Raw genomic sequence first — 22,317 nt, 5'->3', positions numbered from 1 at the left:
GTATCAGAAACTCTCTACTCGAACTGGGATTCAGCACCGGCATAAAGATCATCGGCAATATGCAGAATGACCCGATGCAGTTCCAGATTCTCTTTATAGAATGCCGGCAAGGCTTCATATCCCATTGCGGCTCCGAGAATATTTCCGGTTACGGCACCGGTTGAGTCGCTGTCGCCGCTATGATTGACCGCGGCAATCATGGCTTTCTCAAAATCGTTGAAATGGGCCAGCGAACAGTAAACGGCTATGGCTGCCGTTTCTTCGGCAACCCAACCGCCGCCCAGTTCCTTTTCAATGACGCGGACATCATCCTCCGGTGTCTCTGCCCACTGGACGGCAGTCTGAATCAGTCGGTTGAACTTCTCCACCTCCTCCGGATGTTCCGGATAGGATTCCTGAATAAAGTCCAGACTCTCTTTAATGTATTTCCTGAAGCTTTCGGCATCGGGATGCTGATCCTGTGCCAGACGGTAAATGAGGTATGCCGTGAAGGCCGATGGGATATAGCCCAACGGGTGCTGATGAGTCAGCTTTGAGGCCTCGGCTGCCAGATGGCAGGCTTCCCGGATGTTCATACGATTATCCACCGCTCCATAAAGAGAAATCGGAGAGATACGCATGATGCCGCCGCACCCCTTGCTGTTGTTGTGCGGGGTGAGTCCGGCCATAATATGGCGCAGGGCAGAGATACAGGTGTTTCCCGGTGCCCGGCGGGCGTTAAGTTCGGGTAGTCTGCGAATCCAGCACTGGTCGAATCCCTTTTTGTTCTTTTCCATTTGGGTGCATAACCATTCCAGATAAGCCTCACAAATCTCTGACAGAATGGCTGTTTGGTTCTTTTGGGCGTTCAGGATGCCGCAGGCGGTGAACAAAGTCATTTGCGTATCGTCCGACACTACGGCTGTGCCGTTGTTGTCGGTATTTTCCGTCCACCATTGCGTCGTGTCATAGCGTGTGATACCGTTGATACCATACTTTTCCTGTATGCGATGATAGGGATAGATAAATTCCACGGGGTAACCCAGAGCGTCTCCTATGGCTCCGCCAATCAGGGAACCTCTTATCCGGTCGTTTATGTTGTGATGTTCCATATTATATTCGTTTTTTACTGTGATTTTTTATTTATGGTGATGCATGGAGATTTCCAAAGATGCTTTTCCCTGGTCGGCTTTGTGAGGCGCGAAGGCCGCTTGTCATACAGACTCCAGTTTGAAGAATGCGATGATCATTGCCGGTTGGCTTTTGATTTTGGAGTGCTCCGACAACTTCCCTTCGGCCGAAACCGTTAGAGCCAGTGCTTCGGTATAATTTACGTCGTTTTCCGATGTCGGATGTCCGTTGTCTGTCGAAGACCATATTTGCAGTTCCCGGTTCGTATAATCTTTTCCGGATTGTAGGGAGGCATACTTTCTCCACGCGGCTGCTACCAGAGGATTGGAAAACATGTTCCATAATTCATCAAAGGCCGGCAGATACCATCCGGCTCCCAGAGAAGAGCAGAAGTCGAAGGCCGGAATGTAATACTCCGGTGGAGGACAGCCGTAAGTGTTCCGGGTAGGTGATTCTAACTGACGGATCAATGATTCCACCAGAAACTGGTTTTCGGCTCCGTTGCTCCGGCTTGTAGCCTGGGTCTTCAGTCCGCAGTCGCCATTGTAACCCACCTCGTGCAGGTAGGGGCAATATGAATTCATAAATTGCCATTTGCCTTCCTGAGCGGCAATGGTGGCTATGGTCTTTTCGTCCACAACGATGGCGAGTGTCTTGTTCTGGATGACCAGGTCTCCCACGTTCCATACTTCTTCTTTATGCTTGGCCAGTTGCATCAATCCGGCATGTTGCAACTTGTTTTTTGCATAGTTCATGGCGGCTTTGGCCATTAGATGGGTGGCGGTTTTGATTATTTTTTGTTTCATGGCAGTTTCTTGTTTTTCTGAAGGTTATTCTCAATGAAGTTTGGCAATCATTCCTCAAAGTTAATCATCCTGTTTTATATTTTTCCATGAAAAGTCCGAAATTTTGTGCGGATTTTTTATTTTTGTGAACTATGGCATTCTGCGGTTTCATCGGCTGTAGTCTTTTCTGATAGATTTCATGCTGTTGTCCCCTCCATTAGTTATAGAAACAGTAAAAGCATGGGCGGTGAATCTATTTGCAGGAGCATCCCTTGTTAAAATCAGGTAGAGAGATGAAGATAAAGAATTTGATATGGGCCATTGCAGAGCAGCTGACACGACCGGGAGCATTCGCCAATATATTTGTGACACGCAATGCTTGGGGGATATTCAGCCGCTATAGCCATGTCTCGCGTCGGAGCGGAGTACTGAAGGTTTCCTATCCGTCGAAAATGGCCGCACAAAAAGCAGCCGATGCTATGGGAAGTAAACGGGGTGTGCATTTTTCGGTATATAAATGTGCCTGGTGTGATGGGTGGCATATCGGAAAGAATGCACAAAACAAGATTCCGTCTTCGCAAGGGTTACAGGCGGATGGTGCGGCAGGGTTTCGGAAGACGAACGCTCTTTTTGAGCATCTGAAACCGTTGCCTATTGTTGATCTGGCCCCCGTGACGGCATGCGGAGTGCGTGGGCGTACCCTTTCCGGGCGCGGCAGTCACTGGCTGTTGCAGCGTGTCCGTGCTGCCGGAGTGAAAGTGATTATTGATTTGCGGACTGCCGACCAGACCGACCGTTTTGCCCGCGAGGTGCGGCAGGCCGGCATGGAGTATTACAGCATTCCGGTGGACAGTCGGCAGACAGATGTGCATCGGATTATCGCCTCGTTGCCTTTGCTGTTCCGGCTGATAGACCGGGGTGGGTTTTATCTGTCCTGTGCCATGGGATTGCATCGCACGGATATAGCCCTTGCGCTGTATTACGTCTTTCATCCGTCTGTCCCTTTGGCCGAGGTGCCGGAGATGCGCGGGCACCGCACGGAGGGAAATTTCCGTTGCGAAGACATTGCCGCCCGTCTGAACAGTGTGATGAAAGCCCTTACCGCCGATGAACGGTGTTCCTTAGGACTGGGGCAGGACTTTGAAAAGGAGTTCCTGCTCCGGAAGAAGCATTTGTTTGCGGTAAACCGGGTCTTTGTAACGGAAAGATAGAGACTTTTATTGGAAGGAATCATAAAAATGAAGAGAATATGACAACGGAAGAGGAAAAGCGCCTGCTTTGGGGCATTGAGCGCGGATATTTGGTTTATATCTTCAACATCCATGATTTGGGAGAAGACATGCTGTTTCTGGAATCGAAGGGCTCGAAGCAAAGGCTTCTTATAGACTGGAGAACGAGGCAGGTGGTGGAACTGACAGACTTCGAGGGCACGATGGTGGCCTTTACGGAACAGGATGTCTGTCAGTCGGTCAGAGACCGCGATGTGAACACAGACAATGCCGTCCGACTGAGAGCCCTCTATCGTTTTTGGGTGTATGAGTTTCAGTCTGGCCGCGCCCGTGTATCCTGGACGGTTTGCCCCGATGGCCGTTTCTTTGCAGATGAGGATGGTTTCGGCGGCAAAGAATATAACGAACTGACTGTGCAGGCCGTTATCAACCGGAAGGGAGAGGTGCTGATTCCGTTTCATTAATGGTTTGGAGCGTATGAAAAGAGTTGTTTTTGTTTGTACCGGCAATGCCTGTCGTTCTCCTTTTGCAGAATGCGTGTTGCGGACACTTTTGGAGCGTGAGGGAATACAGGATGTGGAAGTGTGTTCTATGGGGACTCTGTCCTGGGGGCAGAACCCGAGGGATGAGGTGATGACGCGCGTCGCGTCGGAGATGGGGTATCGGATGACCGGGGAAACTGCCCCGCTCAATCATAGGCCGCTGTCTGCTGCCGACCGGATTATTGTTTTTACAAGGGGGCATCGTGATGCGGTTACCCGTGTGCTGGGGTATAACTATTGGGACCGGATCATTTTGTTCGATCAATGGGCCTTCGGTACGGATACCGAAGTGGAGGACCCCAATTTCCAGTCCGAGGCGGTCTATCGGCGGGTGGCCCGGCACATCGAAGAAGGATGCCGGAGGAAGTTGCATGAGTTCCGCTGACATTCTGATTTTTTAAGGCTCTGAGATTTCTGAAATTACAGCCGTGGTTCCGGCGGGCTGGAATTTTGGAAATCTCAGAGCCTGTTTTTAGTTGTATCTTTTTGTAATACAGTTTGATAAGCTGAATTTATGCCATCGGACAGATTCACGAAATAGCTCGTGAAATGTGAAAAAACGGCATATTGCGAGAGTCTTTCAAGTTTCATTCAGACGGTTTTGGAAAATTCCTTTGATGCTTTCCGAAAGTCATCGTATTGTTTTCTGGGGAGAACCGTGGGAAAGCTCCATTCAGAACGGACTGTTTCTTGCATAAAAAGCGTATATATACTGTTTTTATTCCTTTTTCAAGAGTATTTTTATGCAGAATAGAAGCTGGAGTGCACATTGCTGAAAATTGTCCGGTTACTTTTTGAGCAGAAAAAATATCGCGATGAGGCCTGTCGGCGGCTTTTTGCTGTCATTTTGTTTGTTTCGTTTTCTGATAGTCTGCTTCCAGTGGAAAATAATCTGAATTCTGCTTCTTTTTATTACTTTTTTCTTTATCTTCGCATCATTAACTTTAAAATCATAAGATAGCATGTATTTACATCCTGAATTAGAAACACTGTCGCGTGCCGAAATCGAGGCCTTGCAGCTGGAGCGTCTCAAAAAGACGGTGGCGCAGTGCATGAATTCCCCTTTCTACCGCAAGCGCTTTGCCGACCATCATATTACGCCTGCCGATATCCGTTCGCTGGATGATTTGCAGAAGATTCCTTTTACCACCAAGCAGGATTTGCGCGACAACTATCCTTTCGGGCTGGCTGCCGTGCCGATGGAGCAGGTGGTGCGTCTGCACTCTTCCAGTGGTACGACCGGTACTCCGACGGTCATTCTGCACACACAGAAGGATTTGGATGAGTGGGCCAATGCCGTGGCGCGCTGCCTGTATATGGTGGGCCTGCGTCCTGGCGACATTTTCCAGAATTCATCGGGCTATGGCATGTTTACCGGCGGACTGGGATTCCAGTATGGTGCCGAGCGTTTGGGCATGCTCACCGTGCCTGCGGCTGCCGGAAATACCAAGCGCCAGATCAAGTTCATCACCGATTTCGGAACAACCGCTCTGCATGCCATTCCCAGCTACGCCGGCCGTTTGTATGAGGTGATGGAGGAGATGGGCATCGACCCGAAACGGGATACCAAACTGCATACGCTGATTATCGGGGCCGAGCCGCACTCCGAGGAGCAGCGCCGCCGTATTGAGGACATGCTGGGCGTGAAGGCATATAATTCCTTCGGCATGTCGGAGATGTGCGGTCCCGGAGTGGCTTTCGAATGTAAGGAACAGAACGGACTGCATATCTGGGAGGATTATTATATTGTGGAGATTGTGGACCCGCAGACCCTCGAGCCTGTGCCTCAGGGCGAGGTGGGCGAGCTGGTGCTGACCACTATCAACCGCGAGGCCATGCCGCTGTTGCGTTACCGCACCCGTGACCTCACCCGCATTCTGCCGGGAGAATGCCCCTGTGGGCGTCATCACATCCGTCTGGACCGCATGAAGGGACGCAGCGACGACATGATGATTCTCAAGGGCGTAAACATCTTCCCGATACAGATCGAAACCATCCTGATGCAGTTTGCCGAGCTGGGTAATGACTACCTCATCACGCTGACCAATGAAGAGGCCAACGACCTGATGACCGTAGAGGTGGAACTCAAGGAGTTCTGTGATGACTATCCTCGTCTTCAGGCACTGACCAAAGAAATTACCCGTCAGCTCAAGGATGAGATTCTCATCACTCCGGTGGTGCGGCTCGTGCCTAAGGGAGCGTTGCCCAAGCAGGAAGGTAAGGCCGTGCGTGTGAAGGACCTGCGCAAAACATTAATCTAAAGAAACCGTAAATTATGAAGACCGTAAAACAGATATCCGTTTTTGTAGAAAACAAGTCGGGCACTCTGGTCCGTGTGCTGGAACTTTTCAAGGAAGCCCGCATTCAGCTCATTGCCTCCACCATTTCCGATACGGTGGAATATGGTATTTACCGCATCATCTGTGCCGAACCTGACCGGGCCCTCGAGGTGCTCAAGGCTGCGGGCATCTCGGCCAATGCTTCCGAGGTGTTTGCCATCACGCTCGACAATGTGCCCGGCCGTGCCGCCGATGCGGTCCGTCAGATCAGCAGTGCCGGAATCGCCATTTCCTACCTTTATTCCTTTATGCTGGCCGGAAAAGGCATTCTGGTGTTCCGTACGGACAATCCCGAGAAAACGGCTCAGGTTATCGACGGGCAGGGGATGAATGCCCTCACCGGAGACACACTCCTTTCTCTGGTATAGTCGCCGAAAATACAGGCCGTCAGTCTCCCGAAAGGGGCTGGCGGCTTTTTCGGAGGATGAGGCTGCCCGCCCTGCGCATCCTCGTTTTGTAATTTCTCTGTTGCTTTTTCGGCGAAAGGAAGGGGCGGGGTGCGTTTTTTCTTTTCCGGCACAAGGCTTGCAGCGAATAAAATGCTATTTTTGCTGCAGGAATATCAGAAATGAAAAAAATATAATACGTTTATGAAGAAAAGATTAATGACACTTGGTGCAGCCTTGATGCTCGCCTGGTCTGCATGGGCCGAAGGACAGGCCAAATATGTGTTCTATTTCATTGGCGACGGCATGGGCGTGAATCAGGTAAACGGTACGGAGACCTATCTGGCTGCCCTCGAAGGACGCATCGGAGTGAAACCTTTGCAGTTTGCACAATTCCCTTATACCGGACTGGTGACTACCTATTCGGCCACCAACGGAGTGACGGATTCGGCTGCCGGAGGAACGGCACTGGCCACGGGACAGAAAACCAAGAACGGAGTGTTGGGTATGCTCAAGGATCAGAAAACACGCATTGCCTCCATTGCCGAGCGGGCCAAGAAAAGCGGACGAGCCGTGGGAGTGATGACCAGCGTATCGGTCGACCATGCCACACCGGCTTCGTTCTATGCCCATGTGCCCGACCGTGATATGTATTATGAAATCGGTCAGGACCTGATTCGTGCGGCATTCGATTTTTACGGCGGTTCGGACTTCCTTCAGCCTACCGACAAGAAGAATCCTCAGACTCCTTCGCTGTATGCGCAGTCTGAAGAAGCCGGCTATGTCATTGCTCGCGGCTATGAGGATTATGAGAAAAAGAAGAACGATGCCGGAAAGATGATTCTTTTGCAGACCGAAGAGGCTTCGAAGAAAGACCGCAGCCGCATCCCTTATGCCATCGACCGGACAAGCACGGACCTGACGCTGAAGCAGATTACGCAGGCCGGCATCGACTTCCTGACCACTCAGGGCGACCAGGGATTCTTCATGATGGTTGAGGGCGGTGCCATCGACTGGGCCTGCCATGCCAATGACGCGGCTGCCGCTTTCCGCGAGACCGAGGATCTGGATCAGGCCGTGAGTGTGGCTTATGACTTCTATAAGCAGCACCCCGATGAAACGCTGATTGTCGTTACAGCCGACCATGAGACGGGCGGACTGGCACTGGGTGTCGGTCCTTATGAAATGCATACTCAGGTGCTTCAGAACCAGAAGATGAGCATTTCAGACTATTCGGCCGAGGTGCGCCGTCTGCGCGAGACTCTGAAAGACAAGTTCACCTGGGAGGCCGTGAAACAGAGTCTGAAGGAGAACTTCGGATTCTGGGATCAGGTGCAGCTGAGCGAGAACCAGACCAAACGCCTGAAGCAGGCTTATGACCATATTCAGAAAGGTATTGCCGAGAACAGCAAGACGCTGTATCAGAACGACGATGAGCTGGCCACTGTAGCCAAGCAGATTCTCAACAAAGTGGCTTGCGTGGGCTGGCAGAGCGGCGGTCATTCCAACGGTTATGTGCCGGTATTCGCCATCGGTGTGGGAGCCGAGCGCTTCACCGGACGGATGGATAATACGGACATCCCCAAGAAGATTGCCGAAGCGGCCGATTATGAGGAGATAAAATAATAAAATCCATAGAGTTGTTGAAAAAGGTGGGTTGCAGTTTCCTGAAGAGGAAGAGCAACCGACCTTTTTCTGTTTGTATCCGTTCATGTTTTTGGGATTTTGTTGTGCGTTTTCTGCAAAAAAACATTTATTTTGCAAAACCTTAATATTCAGTATCACCCCGGAGGAGATCTTTTCTGTGCCTGTATTGTTTGCCGGTTTTCCTCTGTAGCGGTGACGCATCATCTTTAAATACATACCATTATGAGAAAAACGAAACGAAGTTTTCCGGCTTGGTGTCTGATGACTTGCTGGGGACTGGCTACCCTTCCGGTGGGAGCCCGGGCCGCAGTTGCAGACTCCGTGAGAATCGGTGTGGAGCCGCTGCCGCCCGTACAGTCATTTAATCCTTATGAAGGCCTGAGATGGGCCCGTCAGGATGGTCGGTCAGGCGTGAAGAGTACGGCTGCACAGCGCCCTCTGCGTGTGAACAACGCCGAGCGTATTTATTTCCCGCCAATATTTCAGCAGGAGCATGCTTCCTGCACGGCTGCGGCGCGCATTGCCTATATGTTCACTTATGAGATGAACGCGGCCCGCCGGCTCGATGCCAGCGTCGAGAAGAACCAATATCCTACCCATTACAACTGGTTGCATTATTATCAGAACACCGACTATCCTTCGGTGCTGAAGGATCATGGAGTGCCCGATGCCGTTACTTACGGCGGACGCACATTCTCCAAGGATTTTGGTTCGGACCAGAACTGGTACAGCAATGACTACGGATGGATGCAGGGCTACGACAAGTGGTATGCCGCCATGTTCAACCGCATTGAGCGTGCTGCCATGTTCCCGCAGAATGTGCGCACGGAGGAAGGACGCGAGGCCGTGAAGCAGTGGCTTTGGAACCACCAGGGCGATAATTCGTTTGATGCCGGTGGAGTATGTACCATCGCAATCGGCTTCGTGCAGGGATACAGTACCTCTACGGTGCCCGATACCGAAACCAACCGCTCACTGGGAGTTGTGGGCGACGGCTATGTGGCGAGCTGGGGAGTACAGATTGACCATGAGATGGCTGTCGTAGGTTACGACGACCGCATCGAGTTTGACCTCGACGGCAATGGAGTAGCCGGTGAGAAGGATAAGGACGAAGTGGGCGCCTGGATCGTGGCAAATTCCTGGGGACCGACCTGGGATGGCAACGGACTGATTTATTGTCCTTACAAGACTGCCGTGTGCCTCGGTACCGATGGCAACGGTAACCCGGATATGTATGGCGTGGGTTACTGGAATCCGGAGGTGTATTATGTCACTCCGGACTATCGTCCTTTGCGCACCATGAAGGTATCTGTTGACTTCAGCAAGCGCAGTGAGATTTCACTCGTGGCCGGAGTTTCATCCGATACGTCTGCTACCGAGCCCGAGAAGTCTGTGGCAATGGAGTACTTCAAGTTTGCCGGCAACGGAATGAAACTTGATGACAACATTTATCCCGATGCCGAGACACCGATGCTGGGACGCTGGGCCGACGGTAAGTTGCACGACGAGCCGATGGAACTGGGTTACGATCTGACAGCCCTTACCACTGGCTACGACTTGCGCAAGCCTCTTAAATATTTCTTCGTGATCGATTCCAAGAAATCAGCTGTGGGCGAGGGACATGTCAATGCCTTGTCGGTGATTGACTATGAATTCGATGCCTACGGAATCGAAACGAAGGCCGAACTGCCGGCCGATGGTGTGAAGATTGAGAATCAGGGAGGAAAGACCATTGTTTTTGTCATTGTGGGAGGAGAATCGTTTAATGCCCCGCGCAATGTGATGGCCGAAAGCAATGTCCTCACTTGGGATCAGCCTTCACCGTCGGGTTATGTGCTTCAGGGATATCGTCTTTATGCCGATGGTTCTCTTGTGGCTTCACTCAACGGAAACCAAAAACAATATGATTTGTCTTCCTTGACAGAAGAACAGAAGAGCGGAGCGCTCAGTCTGGTGGCTCTTTATCAGCTGAACGGCAAGGAGGTGGAATCATCCCGCATTCCGGTAACAGTGACACCGGAGGCTGCCACTGTCGCTGCCAACAAGGTGCGCAATTTCATGAATTCTTCTTTCACCGTGCCCGATGTATTTGACAGCAAATACAATACCCTGACTATGGAATTCTGGCTGAAGCCTACATCCTTGGCCAACTATAACCAGCAAATCGGTCCGGGATGGGGCAAATTCCTGTTCCATAGCAGTGCCGACAAGAACATCACTGCCGGCTGGACTATCAATTCCCGGGTAAGTACATCGGCCGGTTCGCTCAAAGTGAACACTTGGCAGCACGTGGCACTCGTCATCAACGGCAACCGCTTGACAGTTTATATTGACGGCAAGGAAGCTGCAACGCTGACGAATAACCAGGCAGTCGGAATCGGCGGATTCGGCGACATGGTCTTCGGCTCCAATAATAATCTGATGAACGGCCGCATGGACGAACTGCGCATCTGGAGCACGGCGCGTACACAGCAGCAGATTCAGGATTGTATGAATGTATCCTTTGCCCGCCCTGAATTCCAGACCGGATTGTTGGCATACTACAAGATGGACAGCTATGTTCAGGATAATGTGGTTTACCTGTTTGATTCGGCCGGTGGACACCATGCCCGCGTTTCAAAGGGTTCTACTATTCCGCTCGAAGATGCAACCCTGGCTTTGGAACAGAATGCCATTAAGGCCGATTTCGACTTCTCTCTGCCGCAGGTTTATGTAGGGCAGGAAGTGGTGGCCAAGAGTACTGATGCTCCGGGTGCCGTGCGCTGGCAGTGGACCACAGCAGGGGCACAGACCGCTGATTTCAGTCTGCCGGAAGCCAAACTGGTATTCGATAAGGCCGGTGAGCAGGAAGTGACCCTGACGGTATTTGATGCTGCCGGTAACCAAAACCAGGCTACCCGTAAGATTCAGGTATTGCCTATGCCGCAGCCGGATGCTACTTTCGCTGCTTCCGAAACGGAAGTGCCGGCTACCGACCGTGTGGTGTTTACTCCAAAGCAGGATCTGGCCGTGAATACTTATGAATGGTCTATTCCGGGTTGCTCTCCGGAGAAGATTTATACACGTCAGGCATCGGTTTCTTTCCCGAAGGAAGGTAAATATACCGTAACGCTCAAGGTGACCAATCCGCAGGGTTCCGATACCTATTCCATGGAGGTTACAGCAATGTCTTCAGCTCCGAAGACTGCCTTTGCCGTGGCTCCGGATATTGTGGTGAAAGGCGAGAAGGTCTTTTTGGAAGACCGTACCGAATACTCACCGAATCAGTGGCAGTGGGAGCTTGTTAATGGCGACTACCGCTTGCTGGTACATGGCCAGAATACTTCTTTCGTGGCCAAGGAAACGGGTATCTACGACATCACTCTGTCTACTTCCAATGCCATGGGAAGCGACAAGCTCACCAAGGTGAAGGCGCTGACTATTTGTAATGCAGACGGAAAACAGGGACTGCGTTTCTATGGCGATCAGGCGCGTGTGGTCTATCAGTCTCCGATGACTGAGTCCGAATCGTTCACCATCGGCTGGTGGATGTATCCGAATACTTTGCAGATTAAGGGTAATGGAATCGGAAATACGGAGAAGGACTTCCTGATGTATACCGAGGCGGATGGATCCATGCATCTGTATACTGCCGATGGTCATGTGCAGTCGCCTGCGGGATATATGCTGTCGGGTTCATGGCATCATTATGCCGTTACCTTCCAGTATGGCAGTGTGTCTTTCTATCGCGACGGCAAGCAGGTCGGCCAGAGTCAGAATTTGCCTACTGCAAAAATAGCTTTTGGCGACAACTTCATTTTGGGAGGTTCCTCAGCTCCTTTCTATGGCGTGATTGATGAACTTCAGGTTTGGAAGAAAGCACTTACCGTAGATCAGATCCGCCAATATGCCAATGCACCGATCTGGCCGGACCAGGAGGCACGTCCGGAAGTGGGAGAGATTGCGGCTACAGTGTCCGAAGCTAAGGAAGCTGGTCTGGTATTGTATTCTCCGTTCAATCAGAACTCTGGAGATGTGCAGGACTTGTCCGGAAACGGAAATACCGGTCGCCGTGAAGGATTCGGACCGGATGGTGATGCCTGGAGCAGCGCCAAGGGCATTTTCTGGCTGAATTTCAACGAGCGTCAGGTGAAAGATATTTCAGACCAGTACCTGACTAATTATAAAGCTCCGTTCCTGCATGCAGAAACTCCGTTCTATACGGATCCGATTGCACAGTATCAGAATTATGAACTGGAAACAGAAACCGACAAGTCGGGATGGATATTGGAGAATATCGCTCAAGGTAGTGTTCCAACCGGTTTCCATGTAACCGATAAGGAATATAATTATAATATGGTGGTCGAAGCCGGTAGAGGATTTGCTCAGGAGATTCCAAACCATAAGGTATACCAGACCATAGAACTTCCGGCCGGCTTCTATCAGTTCTCTGTAGACTTTGGTCCATATTATAAGTTCCTGACTTCTTATCTGGTGGTCAATAAGGGAGAAGGACTTCCTGACGTTGATCATCTGGATGAGGCTCTGGTGTATGACGACATTGCCAACGGAAAAGTGGCGTTCCAGCTCTCGGAACCGGCAACGGTTTCTTTGGGCGTTCTGGTTGACTGGCGTGATCCTTCTAACTGGGGTAGCGGAACAATCAGCCGTTTTACTCTGTCAGAGATTCCTTATGATGAGATTGAATCCAATGGAGAAACGACAGGACTGGAAACAGTGACTCCGCAGACAAAGGACATTCAGGTACGCGTGGTACGCGGAGGATTGTATCTGTCGTCCGACGAACCTCAGATGGTAACGATCCATACTGTTGCCGGTACGCAGGTCTTTGGCGGAAAGGTAGTCGGTACACGTCCTGTTCTTCTGAAGTCAGGAATCTATATTGTCAACAAGATGAAAGTGTTTGTTCCTTAATGGAACCACACTGAATTCCAATAAAAATAACCGCATCAGAACTCATACGTGAGTTTTGATGCGGTTATTTTATGTAGGCCATGGCCTCGGCTGCGGCTTTGTGCAGTTCCTTATTTGCCGATAGACTGAATGGATTTTCTTATGTTGCGGGAAATTTCCAGAAACATGTAATTCTTGTTGTCGGTGCCGAACAGTTTCTCATAACTCTGATATTTCTTGTTGGCATACTCCTTGGATTTCTCAAAAGCAATGCGTGACACTTCGTTCTGGCTCTTTCCTACCATTGTGGAGTCGAGTTTCTCTTCGGGGAAGAATTCGTCCATGTCCACATCACCTATCATGGTTGTTTCCAGAAAATTGATTTCCTTGTGTCCTTTGTCGGTGTAGTATCCTACAAACATGTGGCCGGGAATGCGAACCAGCACCGGGTCGATATTGATGGCCCGCAGCAGTGAGGCGAAGAGGACACTTCCGTCCACACAGTTTATTTGTGAGGATTTGAGGGCATCCTCAAAGGTGCGCACCCGTTGGGAGAATACGACGTTGCTCGACAGACTGCTGTAAGAAATGGAACTGTATCTGAAGTTTCTTTTCTGAAGCACGTTCCAGAGTGCATACACCTGTTTGTCCACATAAGCGGGCTGTTTGCTTTGGTATCCCAGAAAGCGGTTCACGATTTTAGTGTTCAGGGCCTCGCGGAGCACCTCGTCGATGAGAGGGTTCTCTTCGTTCACATAAGCGGCAAAGAACTCATAAGTCGTGTGATATTTGTTGTCTTTTCCGAGATAGCCCAACAGGCATTCATTGATGCTGCGCATGGAAAAGGTCTTGATATGCTGTCCCCAGTCCTTATTGTTGGCGCTGACCTGCATCACTACGTTGATTGGTGTGGCCTGTTCGTTGTTGCGCAGCTTTTCATAGTTCCAGATGATGTCCGGATAAACGGTATATTCGGTACCTTTTTCCGGAAGTACGAATTCCGAGACCGAGGTGCGGTAAAAAGGCGTTTCGGCAACGGTAACCTGAATTCTGCAGTTTTCCGACGGGGAGTTGATTTTCAGGGCCAGTCCCGATTTCGGATTTCCAAGATAGTTTTTTAGGGTCGGTTTGATGATCATGGCATCGGTTGTGGCCGTAGACAGAATGGCCGAGGGGAAGATATTTCCTCCCAGATCGTCGGTTATTTCAAAATCATGTGTCGGAATCACCCAGCGGGTGGTCCAATAGGCTCCTGCTGCGATTACTCCGAGAACCAGGCAGAACAACAGGATTTTTTTCCAGCTTTGTATTTCTATTTTTATACTGATCATAATGGTACTTTTTTTTACTGAAAGCGAAGATACGCAATAATCAGACAGGTTGTTCGTGATTTCGGTTTTTTCTTTTTTATCATTTCAAACTCTTCTTAATCCATCACTTTTTACTAACTTTATCCAATCATTAGAAAAATAGATTTATGAGTACACTGAAAGATTTGTTCGATTGCGATGAGTTTGAAAGAATGTTGGGTTCAGAGGTGGTTGAGGCCCGCGAAGGCTATGGCCGGGTGCGCATGACCGTAAAGCCGTGTCACCTGAATTTGGGAGGAATCTGTCACGGAGGAGTGATTTTTGCCTTGGCAGACATGGCTTTCGGAGTAGCCGCCAACAGCCGGGGAAAGCTGACTTTGTCGCTGAATGCCGGAATCACTTTCTTGAAACCCGCTCATCCCGGAGAACTGTATGCCGAGGCCCGCGAGGTGATGAACCACGGAAAAGTACCTTTTATAGAAGTGCGCGTGACTGACGGGCAGGGGGAGCTGATTGCTCTGATGACCAGTTCGGGCTATCGCAAGCGCGAAGATCTCCAGGTGGACGGACTGATGTAAAAACAGAAACGCTTATGAAAATTCTGGTAGTGGAGGACGAAGATGGCCTGCGCGATATGGTGCGCGAATCTTTGGAAAAAGAAAAATATATCGTGGAGTGCGCGTCCGATTATCAAACTGCTCTGACCAAAGTGCAGGAGTATGACTATGATTGTGTGTTGCTGGATATCATGTTGCCGGGCGGAAGCGGGCTGGGAATTCTTTCCGCACTGAAGCGTCTGCGCAAGCAGGAGCGTGTGATCATCCTGTCGGCAAAGGATTCGGTGGATGATAAAATCAAGGGTCTGGACATGGGAGCCGACGACTATCTGGCCAAACCGTTTCATTTGGCCGAGTTGCATGCCCGCATCAAATCGTTGCTGCGACGCAAGAACGCACACGGCGATACCAGCATCATTCTGGAAAATCTGGTGGTTTATCCCGACAAAAGACAGGTGATGGTGGGCGATACGGAGATACAGCTGAACCGGAAGGAGTTCGATCTGCTGTATTATTTTGTATCCAATCCGAACCGTCTGATCAACAAGACTTCTTTGGCCGAATCGGTTTGGGGCGACCATATAGACCAGGCGGACAGTCTGGATTTCCTGTATTCGCAAGTGAAGAATCTGCGTAAGAAGATGAAGCAAGCCGGCGCTGTTCCCGAAATCAAGGCCGTGTACGGGTTCGGATATAAACTAATCGTATAGAGCGCCTATGAATTTATTGCGATACACCAATCGGGTGATTTTCCTGATTGTTCTGTTCTTTCTGGCTCTGTGGGGCACGGTGTTCTATTTCCTGGTGCTTTACGAAGTGATGGATGAAACCGATGATGCGTTGAACAACACGCGTGAGATTCTGATCGGAAAAGTGCTGCACAATCCAGAGCTGCTCCACAGCAACGATTCCATCATGCAGCGCTACCAGTTCCGTCCCATAACCGAAGAAGAGGCGGAAAACTATCGGGAAACCTATTTCGACTCGTCGGTATACATACAGACCGAGAATGAGTTTGAGCCCGTGCGCGTGATGAAAAGTTGTTTCCGCACGGCTGACGGGGCTTATTATGAGCTCACGCTGATGAGTTCCACGCTGGAGCGCGATGATCTGATCCGGGCCATCTGGTGGGCTTTGGTCGTGCTGTATGTCGTGCTGCTGCTGTGCACCACACTGGGAGTATATGCTTCGCTCAAACGGGTGTTCCGTCCGTTGCACCGTCTGGTGCTTTGGTTGCAGGAGATGACGCCCGGAAAGCCGGTACCCGACTTGGAAAACGATACCGCCATCCGAGAATTCCGCATCCTGAACGATGCCGCATTGGATATGGCCCACCGGGCCGAATCGGTCTATCGGGAGCAGAAACAGTTCACGGAGAATGCGTCGCACGAGTTGCAGACTCCGCTGGCCATCATTCGCGGCAAGCTGGAGTTGCTGGCCGAATCGGACGGAGTTACCGAAAAACAGCTGGAATATGTGGGAGACATGTTTACGGCCCTGAATCGGGTGGTGCAGCTCAACAAGTCCCTGCTTCTGCTTTCGCGCATTAACAACGGACAGTTCATTGACTCCGTTCCGGTAGACCTTTCGCAGATGATTGCCGACATACTGGAGATTATGAACGACATCTATGAGTCGAAGCATATCGACACGCATTTTGAGTGCAGCGGCGCGCAGCCGGTTCTGATCAATGAATCGCTGGCGCATGTGCTGGTCAATAATCTGCTCAAGAACGCTATGGTGCACACTCCGTCGGGCGGAAAGGTAGAAGTGCTGCTGACCCGTGAGTGGTTGATGGTAAAAAACAGCGGAAACACCCCTCTCGATTCCGAAATGATTTTCCGCAGATTCTATCATGACCGCAGCAAGACTTCCGAGTCCACCGGCCTTGGTCTGGCTCTGGTCAAGTCGATAGCCGACTTCTATCACCTTCCTCTGATCTATAATTATGAGGGAATGCACGTGTTTAAGTTAAAGATTGTAAATATCGAGAAAACCGATGCAAATTCCTAAATGATTCCTATTTTCATGTTTTCCTTTGTCGTATCAAAAATAACCAACGAAGAAAGGAGAAAGATATGAAACGCTTATTTCTATATTTATTATTGCCCGGCACTTTGCTGCTGACGTCGTGTAAGGATGATGTGGTGACCCGCGATGTGGCTCAGCTTCCGGAACTCGCCCGACAGTTTGTTCAGAGTAACTTTTCGCAGTATCACATCTCGTACATCAAGATTGACCGCGAACTGTTTTCCACAGAATACAAAGTGGTGCTGACCAACGGCGATGAGCTGGAGTTTGATTCCGACGGCGAATGGAAAGAGGTGGAATGCAAAAGAACGGCCGTACCGGTACGGTTTTTGCCCGATGCTGTGAAGCTGTATCTCAATCAGAACTTTGCAACCGACTCGGTAGAGAAAGTCAAGCGCACTTCCCGCGAGATGGAAGTGGAGTTAGGCAATGGCCTGGAAGTGATTTTTGATACAGAAGGCAATTTCAAGAGAATGGACGATTAAATAAACTGAAAATAGAAATCTAAAAATTTACGATTATGAAGAAACTGTTTTTTTTATTGGTGATGATGATTGGTTTGTCAGTTCAAGCAATAGCTAAAGATGTGATAACCCGCGATGTAAACCAGTTGCCTCAGGCAGCACGTACTGTCATTCAGAAGAATTTCCCGAAGGCAAAGCTTTCCTATATCAAGATCGACAAGGATTTTCTGGAAGCTGCCACTTACGAAGTGATTTTTGAGGATGGCACTCAGGTGGAGTTCAACAGCAAGGGAGAATGGACCGAAGTGGACTGCAAGTTGAATGCCGTGCCGGCTGCCTTGATCCCGACGGCCATCAAGAATTATCTCAAGCAGAACTTCCCGAATGTGGGTGTTGAGAAAATCGAGCGTTACAGAAAAGGTGGCTATGAGGTGGAATTGAAGAACGACCTCTCTGTAGAGTTTGATGCTCAGGGCAATTTCCTGAGAATGGACGATTGATACATCGTATGTAGATAAGAGTTATAAATTCGCCCGGACGGTTGCAGAAAAGCACGGTCCGGGCGTTGTTGTATCGGCAGGTTTATGATTTGTCGGTCAGATAAGCGGCGTTTTCCGATTGTGAAGGGATGCCGCTTTCGTTGGTTTCGGGCAGTGTCTTGTTGCTGCTTGTCTTGGCTCCCAGGCGGATCAGTTTGTTGGCGCCTCCCACAACGCTCTGCTTGCCGTCGCGCAACTTGTTGGCCGATTTGATATAACAGTTGTGCGCTTCCTGCAGCTTCTGTCCCATCTCATCAAAGAATTTGATGAAGTCCGACACACGGTCCAGCAACATGCGCGCCGTGTCGAATATGGCCTCCTGATTGCGTGCTTGCTGCACCTGCGTCCAGGCAATCTGGATCATGCGCAGGGCTGCCATCAGATTCTGTTCGCTGGTGATGAACACCCCTTTCTCGAAGGCGTCGTGCCACAGAGCCGGTTCACTTTGCAGGGCCAGCTGCAGGGCCGATTCGTTGGGTACGAACATGATGACGTAGTTGAGCGACTGGCGCGGCGGTTTGATGTAGGCGCTGTAGTCCTTGCGTGCCAGTTCGCTGACATGCTGCTTCACACTCTGCACATGCCGTTTCAGGGCCTCGTTCCGTTCCTCGTCGGTCTCCGCGTTCTGATAGTCCACAAAGGCCGTCAGCGACACTTTGGAGTCGATCACCGCGTCCTTGCCGTCGGGGTAGTGCAGGATGGTGTCGGGAATCATCTTCTTGCCCGACTCCTCATTGCGGAGAGCCCGTCCCTGTCCGTCGCGCAGCGTCACCTGTTTCTCGTAGTGCAGCCCCTCTTTCAGGCCCTGTCCGCAGAGCAGGTCGTCCAGAATCAGCTCACCCCAGTTACCCTGCGTCTTGCTCTCGTTGCGCAGGGCGTGAGCCAGCTTGTCGGCTTCCTTACCGATGTCCACCGTGCGTTTCATCATTTCCTCGATGGCTTTCTCGAGCGAGGCCGTGTTGCGGTTGTGCACATCACGGTTGCTCTCCATCGTCTGTTTCATTTCGGAGATAGACTGCTTGAGTGGGGTGAGCAGGGCGCTCATCTGTGACTGGTTGTGCTCCGACAGTTCGTTCGACCGCTGCTTGAGCATTTCCTGGGTGGCATTCTGCATCTGCTGTCTTACCATATCCATCTGTTCCTTCAGGCGCTCCTTTCCGGCCTCTTCCTCCAGCGCAATCTGTCGCCGGAGCAGTTCTATTTCCTTTTCCGAAACGGCCCGTGCCGAGCGCAGTTCCTTGTTTTCCTCATTCATTTGGGTGAGCCGCTGTTCTAGTTCGCGTTCGCGCTGCTTGCTCCGTTCCTGTTCCAGCTGATACAGCTGGCGTTCGCGCTCCAGTTCACTATCCTTGGCAGCTATTTGCACCAGCATGCCCCCGTTTCTGCTTTTCTGGAGGAGCCATCCCGCGGCAAAGCCTCCCAAAATACCGATGAATAAAAAAATGATGCTTTCAGTCATGATTTCCGGATTCTTGTTTTACCGATTTGTTTTTGGTTACTCCTGCAAAGATAACTTTTTTCGGCGGCATGTTTTTATGCGGCGAAAACAAAAAAACGAATATTTGTTTCTGAGCTTTTGTTTTCTTACATTTGCCGGTAAATAAATTTTGATGCTATGATTGAACTGAAAAAGATTAAGACCGGAGATGCGGAATATGCCCAGGTGGAGCATTTGTTTGGAACCGCCTTCCCGCCCGAGGAAAGACGCAGCCGGGAAGACCAGCGCCGGGTGACCGACGAAAGTCCTTTCTTTATTACCTATGCCTTGAATCAGGAAGGCGCTTTTGTGGGATTCGTCACCTGTTGGCAGGGCCCCGACTTTGTGTATGTGGAACATTTTGCCACCGTGCCCGAGGTGCGTGGCAAGGGCATCGGCAGCGAGGTGCTCGGCCTGTTGGCGCAGCAATATACCGTTCCGCTGGTGCTCGAGGTAGAGTTGCCTGTAGAAGAATTGGCGCAACGGAGAATCGGTTTCTACCGTCGCAACGGTTTTGTGCTTTGGGAGAACAGTCCTTATGTGCAACCACCTTATCAGAAGGAGTGCCAGCCGATAGCCCTGCATCTGATGGTGCGGGGAGAGGGACTGGATGAGGCGGCCGATTTTGAACGCATCAAGCGCTGGCTCTACACAGAGGTGTACCGCTGCAACGACTTCGACCTCACCTTGCCGGAAGGCGGAAAATAAGTTTTCAAACCATTGTGATGATTTCAGAAAGTCATTACGATGGTTTTTTCATTTCATTGAGATGAATTTTTCGGACGGTGCTTTTCAAAAAAAACTCCCGTACGGGCGCGTGGTGCGGCCCATACGGGAGTTATGGTTTGCAGCGGCGTTTCTGCCTGGAGAAACGCTCTTATTTTTTCTTTCCGGAAGTGTTTCCTTCAAACGAAATGCTCACATGACTGAATCCCATGGAGTTCATCAGCTGCGTAATCTGGATGCGGGCCTGCTGCTCTGCTGTCAGGCGGTTTTCCTTGGAGTAGGCACGTTGCAGCATTTTCCGTCTGGCTTTCTGATAGAGCTCTTCCTTTTCCTTTTCGTTCCAGTTTCCTTCTTCAAAAAACACATTGGTCTCGGCCTCGTTGATGAAATTCTGGTCGAGCAGTCCCACTGCGGGCAGCCGGAGGGCAATGCTGTCTCCTTTCTGTGCGGAAATCCAGGTACTGTCGCATTTCTCCATATCAATGCCCAGCGACAGGGTGCCCCGATAGATGCACACGATGCGGTCGTCGAAGAAAAATCCCTTTTTCACCGAGTCCACCAGTTCTTCGGTCTTGATGGAAAGAAACTCCCATTGTCCGATGCGGCGTATGCTGTTGATCTCTATCGGTGTTTGGTCAATATCCTGCTGTGTGGTCAGCGAAAGGTTCACCAGTCCGCCGTTATCCAGGGCTTGCTTCACTTTGCTGCCCGCCCAAAAGAGCAGTCCGGCCGCCACAACGACCAGAATCAGGGTGAATATGATTTTCTTTTTCATGACTTTCTCTCTTCAATTGTTTTAAAAAGCAGCAAAGACTCTTTGGAATCTTCCTTCAGATTGTCTCTGTATTGAATGTGAATCTCCTTAAAGCCCATAGCCTGCAGGATGGGAAACAACGTGTAGGCCGCATTGCTTCGGGCTGTTTCCAGAAACTCGTTCCACGGCAGATCCTTGTGCAGGCTGTTGACACCCTGACGGGTCAGCCGGTTGATGTCCTGCTCCTGATAGCGGCTGCGCATGAGTTCGGCCGTCTGGGCTATGTTCTTGCGGTCTATCTTCACGGCCGTAACGGCAAACTGCGGGTCGGGCAGGATGATGGAAATCTTTTTGCCTTCCACCTTGATGTTCTTCTCGCTGATCTGGGACAGATCCGTATATCCTTTAATCACCACATCAATGGGAATGGCTATTTTGCGTGTTCCGCTGGGGATGGGCATGTCCACCTTCCGGTTGATGATGTTTCCTTCCAGTTTCATCTGGTCCCGGTTGGTGATGATTTTGTGAATCTTGTATTCGGTGGAGTAGATTCGCGAGCATTGCTGGAGCCGCAGAACCACGGTGGCCGAGTCCGCTTGCTCGATGGCGCTTTCTGCTTGTCCGGCCGTTTCCTGCCGGCATGCGCTGGCCGAAAGCAGCACGGCCAGCCCCGCAAACAAAAGATATCTCTTTTTCATATCGGTTTCTAGATAACGTTTTACCAAAGATACAATGATTTTATTTTATTTGTTTCATTTCGTGCAGGCAAGTGCACTTTTCTATGTTATTTTTTGTAAATGCAGGCCTCATATTTTCAATGAACGGAGAATCTGTTTTGTGGTTTTGGTCTTTTTTTGTTCCTTTGTTCTATAAAAATTAAAAACATGAAGTTACATACAGCAATAATGTGCGGTTTGCTGCTCGGACTTTTTTCGGCATGTGGTGACGAGAAAAAGGCTGCCGGGAGCGATGCCGAAACCAGAATTTATTCGAAAGACACGGCCAGTGCCGTGCAGAAAATGAACAAATACCATTATTCGGACCAGATAAAGTGGGGCAGCCGTTCGGTAACCTATCAGGTGGATCGCCATTCGGTAGATTCCCTGCCGCTGGTGACCGATGATGCCGGAACGAAGTATGCCGACAATGTGATTACCCTGACTGTGAACCAGGGCGACCGTCAGCTGTTCCAGAAAACATTTTACAAGCGTTCGTTTAAGGAATACATGGAGCGTGATTTCTATGAGCACGCCATTCTGGAAGGCATGGCTTTTGACAAGGTGAAGGACGGCAACCTGTGTTTTGCCGTGAGTGTAAGCTACCCGATGTCAGACCTTTACATACCGCTGGTCATCACCTTGCGTCCTGACGGAAGCTATGACGTGGCCAAGGATCTGGTGCTCGACAATGTGGTGGAAACGCTCGATACCACCTCTGCTGAGTAACGCTCGGAAGCATGCCTTTTATCCTCTTTAAAGGAGCTTTCTCATCTTTCTGTTTTTTTTGGAAAAGTTTCTGCAAGAATATT

The 22,317-nt window shown here is 50.4% G+C and carries 20 protein-coding genes; 14 read left to right on the top strand and 6 right to left on the bottom strand.

Going from position 1 to position 22,317, the window contains the following annotated elements:
* Nucleotides 1-14 precede the first annotated feature (14 nt).
* Nucleotides 15-1,091: an ADP-ribosylglycohydrolase family protein gene (locus tag DXA74_RS11455; protein WP_118527718.1), complete on the bottom strand. Its 1,077-nt coding sequence runs from the start codon at nucleotides 1,089-1,091 to the stop codon at nucleotides 15-17.
* Nucleotides 1,092-1,193: 102 nt separating this feature from the next.
* Nucleotides 1,194-1,916 carry a hypothetical protein gene (locus tag DXA74_RS11450; protein WP_147401099.1) on the bottom strand — a complete coding sequence of 241 codons (723 nt, stop codon included), beginning with the start codon at nucleotides 1,914-1,916 and terminating at the stop codon, nucleotides 1,194-1,196.
* Between the two features lie 272 nt (nucleotides 1,917-2,188).
* Here DXA74_RS11450 and DXA74_RS11445 point away from each other — a divergent pair, with 272 nt between their 5' ends.
* The 7 genes from DXA74_RS11445 (at nucleotide 2,189) to DXA74_RS11410 (ending at nucleotide 12,952) form a co-directional block, all read left to right on the top strand.
* Nucleotides 2,189-3,106 carry a hypothetical protein gene (locus DXA74_RS11445; RefSeq protein WP_118527714.1) on the top strand — a complete coding sequence of 306 codons (918 nt, stop codon included), beginning with the start codon at nucleotides 2,189-2,191 and terminating at the stop codon, nucleotides 3,104-3,106.
* 38 nt (nucleotides 3,107-3,144) lie between these two features.
* Nucleotides 3,145-3,588, top strand: a complete 444-nt coding sequence (locus DXA74_RS11440) for a hypothetical protein (protein ID WP_118527712.1) — start codon at nucleotides 3,145-3,147, stop codon at nucleotides 3,586-3,588.
* A 13-nt stretch (nucleotides 3,589-3,601) separates the two neighbouring features.
* The gene (locus DXA74_RS11435; protein ID WP_118527710.1) at nucleotides 3,602-4,051 is read left to right on the top strand and encodes a hypothetical protein; all 450 of its coding nucleotides are present in this window, start codon (nucleotides 3,602-3,604) and stop codon (nucleotides 4,049-4,051) included.
* A 577-nt stretch (nucleotides 4,052-4,628) separates the two neighbouring features.
* A complete protein-coding gene (locus DXA74_RS11430) occupies nucleotides 4,629-5,927 on the top strand; it encodes a phenylacetate--CoA ligase family protein (RefSeq protein ID WP_118527708.1) in 1,299 nt (432 codons plus the stop codon).
* A gap of 14 nt (nucleotides 5,928-5,941) precedes the next feature.
* The gene (locus DXA74_RS11425) at nucleotides 5,942-6,373 is read left to right on the top strand and encodes an amino acid-binding protein (RefSeq protein ID WP_118527706.1); all 432 of its coding nucleotides are present in this window, start codon (nucleotides 5,942-5,944) and stop codon (nucleotides 6,371-6,373) included.
* Nucleotides 6,374-6,595: 222 nt separating this feature from the next.
* The gene (locus DXA74_RS11420; RefSeq protein ID WP_118527704.1) at nucleotides 6,596-8,017 is read left to right on the top strand and encodes an alkaline phosphatase; all 1,422 of its coding nucleotides are present in this window, start codon (nucleotides 6,596-6,598) and stop codon (nucleotides 8,015-8,017) included.
* Between the two features lie 243 nt (nucleotides 8,018-8,260).
* Nucleotides 8,261-12,952 carry a LamG-like jellyroll fold domain-containing protein gene (locus tag DXA74_RS11410; protein ID WP_118527700.1) on the top strand — a complete coding sequence of 1,564 codons (4,692 nt, stop codon included), beginning with the start codon at nucleotides 8,261-8,263 and terminating at the stop codon, nucleotides 12,950-12,952.
* Between the two features lie 110 nt (nucleotides 12,953-13,062).
* Here the strand turns inward: DXA74_RS11410 and DXA74_RS11405 are convergent, their stop codons facing one another.
* Nucleotides 13,063-14,262: a hypothetical protein gene (locus tag DXA74_RS11405; protein WP_118527698.1), complete on the bottom strand. Its 1,200-nt coding sequence runs from the start codon at nucleotides 14,260-14,262 to the stop codon at nucleotides 13,063-13,065.
* 146 nt (nucleotides 14,263-14,408) lie between these two features.
* On the opposite strand from DXA74_RS11405, the gene DXA74_RS11400 reads away from it, so the two are divergent.
* From DXA74_RS11400 to DXA74_RS11380, 5 genes are all read left to right on the top strand, one after another.
* A complete protein-coding gene (locus DXA74_RS11400) occupies nucleotides 14,409-14,819 on the top strand; it encodes a PaaI family thioesterase (protein ID WP_118527696.1) in 411 nt (136 codons plus the stop codon).
* A gap of 14 nt (nucleotides 14,820-14,833) precedes the next feature.
* Nucleotides 14,834-15,508, top strand: coding sequence for a response regulator transcription factor (locus tag DXA74_RS11395; RefSeq protein WP_118527694.1), 675 nt, complete (start codon nucleotides 14,834-14,836; stop codon nucleotides 15,506-15,508).
* Nucleotides 15,509-15,515: 7 nt separating this feature from the next.
* On the top strand, nucleotides 15,516-16,811 hold the full coding sequence (locus DXA74_RS11390) for a HAMP domain-containing sensor histidine kinase (protein ID WP_118527692.1): 1,296 nt from the start codon (nucleotides 15,516-15,518) through the stop codon (nucleotides 16,809-16,811).
* A 65-nt stretch (nucleotides 16,812-16,876) separates the two neighbouring features.
* Nucleotides 16,877-17,314, top strand: coding sequence for a PepSY-like domain-containing protein (locus tag DXA74_RS11385; protein ID WP_118527690.1), 438 nt, complete (start codon nucleotides 16,877-16,879; stop codon nucleotides 17,312-17,314).
* A 35-nt stretch (nucleotides 17,315-17,349) separates the two neighbouring features.
* Nucleotides 17,350-17,793 (top strand): PepSY-like domain-containing protein, encoded by a 444-nt coding sequence (locus tag DXA74_RS11380; RefSeq protein WP_118527688.1) that lies wholly within the window; start codon nucleotides 17,350-17,352, stop codon nucleotides 17,791-17,793.
* A gap of 82 nt (nucleotides 17,794-17,875) precedes the next feature.
* On the opposite strand, the gene rmuC is transcribed toward DXA74_RS11380, so the two are convergent.
* Nucleotides 17,876-19,291 (bottom strand): DNA recombination protein RmuC, encoded by a 1,416-nt coding sequence (gene rmuC / locus DXA74_RS11375; RefSeq protein ID WP_118527686.1) that lies wholly within the window; start codon nucleotides 19,289-19,291, stop codon nucleotides 17,876-17,878.
* 156 nt (nucleotides 19,292-19,447) lie between these two features.
* On the opposite strand from rmuC, the gene DXA74_RS11370 reads away from it, so the two are divergent.
* A complete protein-coding gene (locus DXA74_RS11370) occupies nucleotides 19,448-20,017 on the top strand; it encodes a GNAT family N-acetyltransferase (protein ID WP_118527684.1) in 570 nt (189 codons plus the stop codon).
* Nucleotides 20,018-20,186: 169 nt separating this feature from the next.
* Here the strand turns inward: DXA74_RS11370 and DXA74_RS11365 are convergent, their stop codons facing one another.
* Together DXA74_RS11365 and DXA74_RS11360 are read right to left on the bottom strand one after the other, a co-directional pair.
* On the bottom strand, nucleotides 20,187-20,810 hold the full coding sequence (locus DXA74_RS11365) for a DUF4230 domain-containing protein (protein WP_118527682.1): 624 nt from the start codon (nucleotides 20,808-20,810) through the stop codon (nucleotides 20,187-20,189).
* Complete coding sequence (locus DXA74_RS11360) at nucleotides 20,807-21,487, bottom strand: DUF4230 domain-containing protein (RefSeq protein WP_147401098.1); 681 nt, start codon at nucleotides 21,485-21,487, stop codon at nucleotides 20,807-20,809. The genes DXA74_RS11365 and DXA74_RS11360 overlap by 4 nt, the downstream gene beginning before the upstream one ends.
* A gap of 186 nt (nucleotides 21,488-21,673) precedes the next feature.
* Here DXA74_RS11360 and DXA74_RS11355 point away from each other — a divergent pair, with 186 nt between their 5' ends.
* Nucleotides 21,674-22,234 (top strand): DUF4738 domain-containing protein, encoded by a 561-nt coding sequence (locus DXA74_RS11355; protein ID WP_118527678.1) that lies wholly within the window; start codon nucleotides 21,674-21,676, stop codon nucleotides 22,232-22,234.
* The last annotated feature ends 83 nt before the right edge of the window (nucleotides 22,235-22,317 follow it).

This window comes from Bacteroides sp. OF04-15BH (assembly GCF_003477995.1).
Classification (GTDB): Bacteria; Bacteroidota; Bacteroidia; order Bacteroidales; family Bacteroidaceae; genus Paraprevotella.
This window is presented reverse-complemented; position numbering and strand designations above follow the sequence as displayed.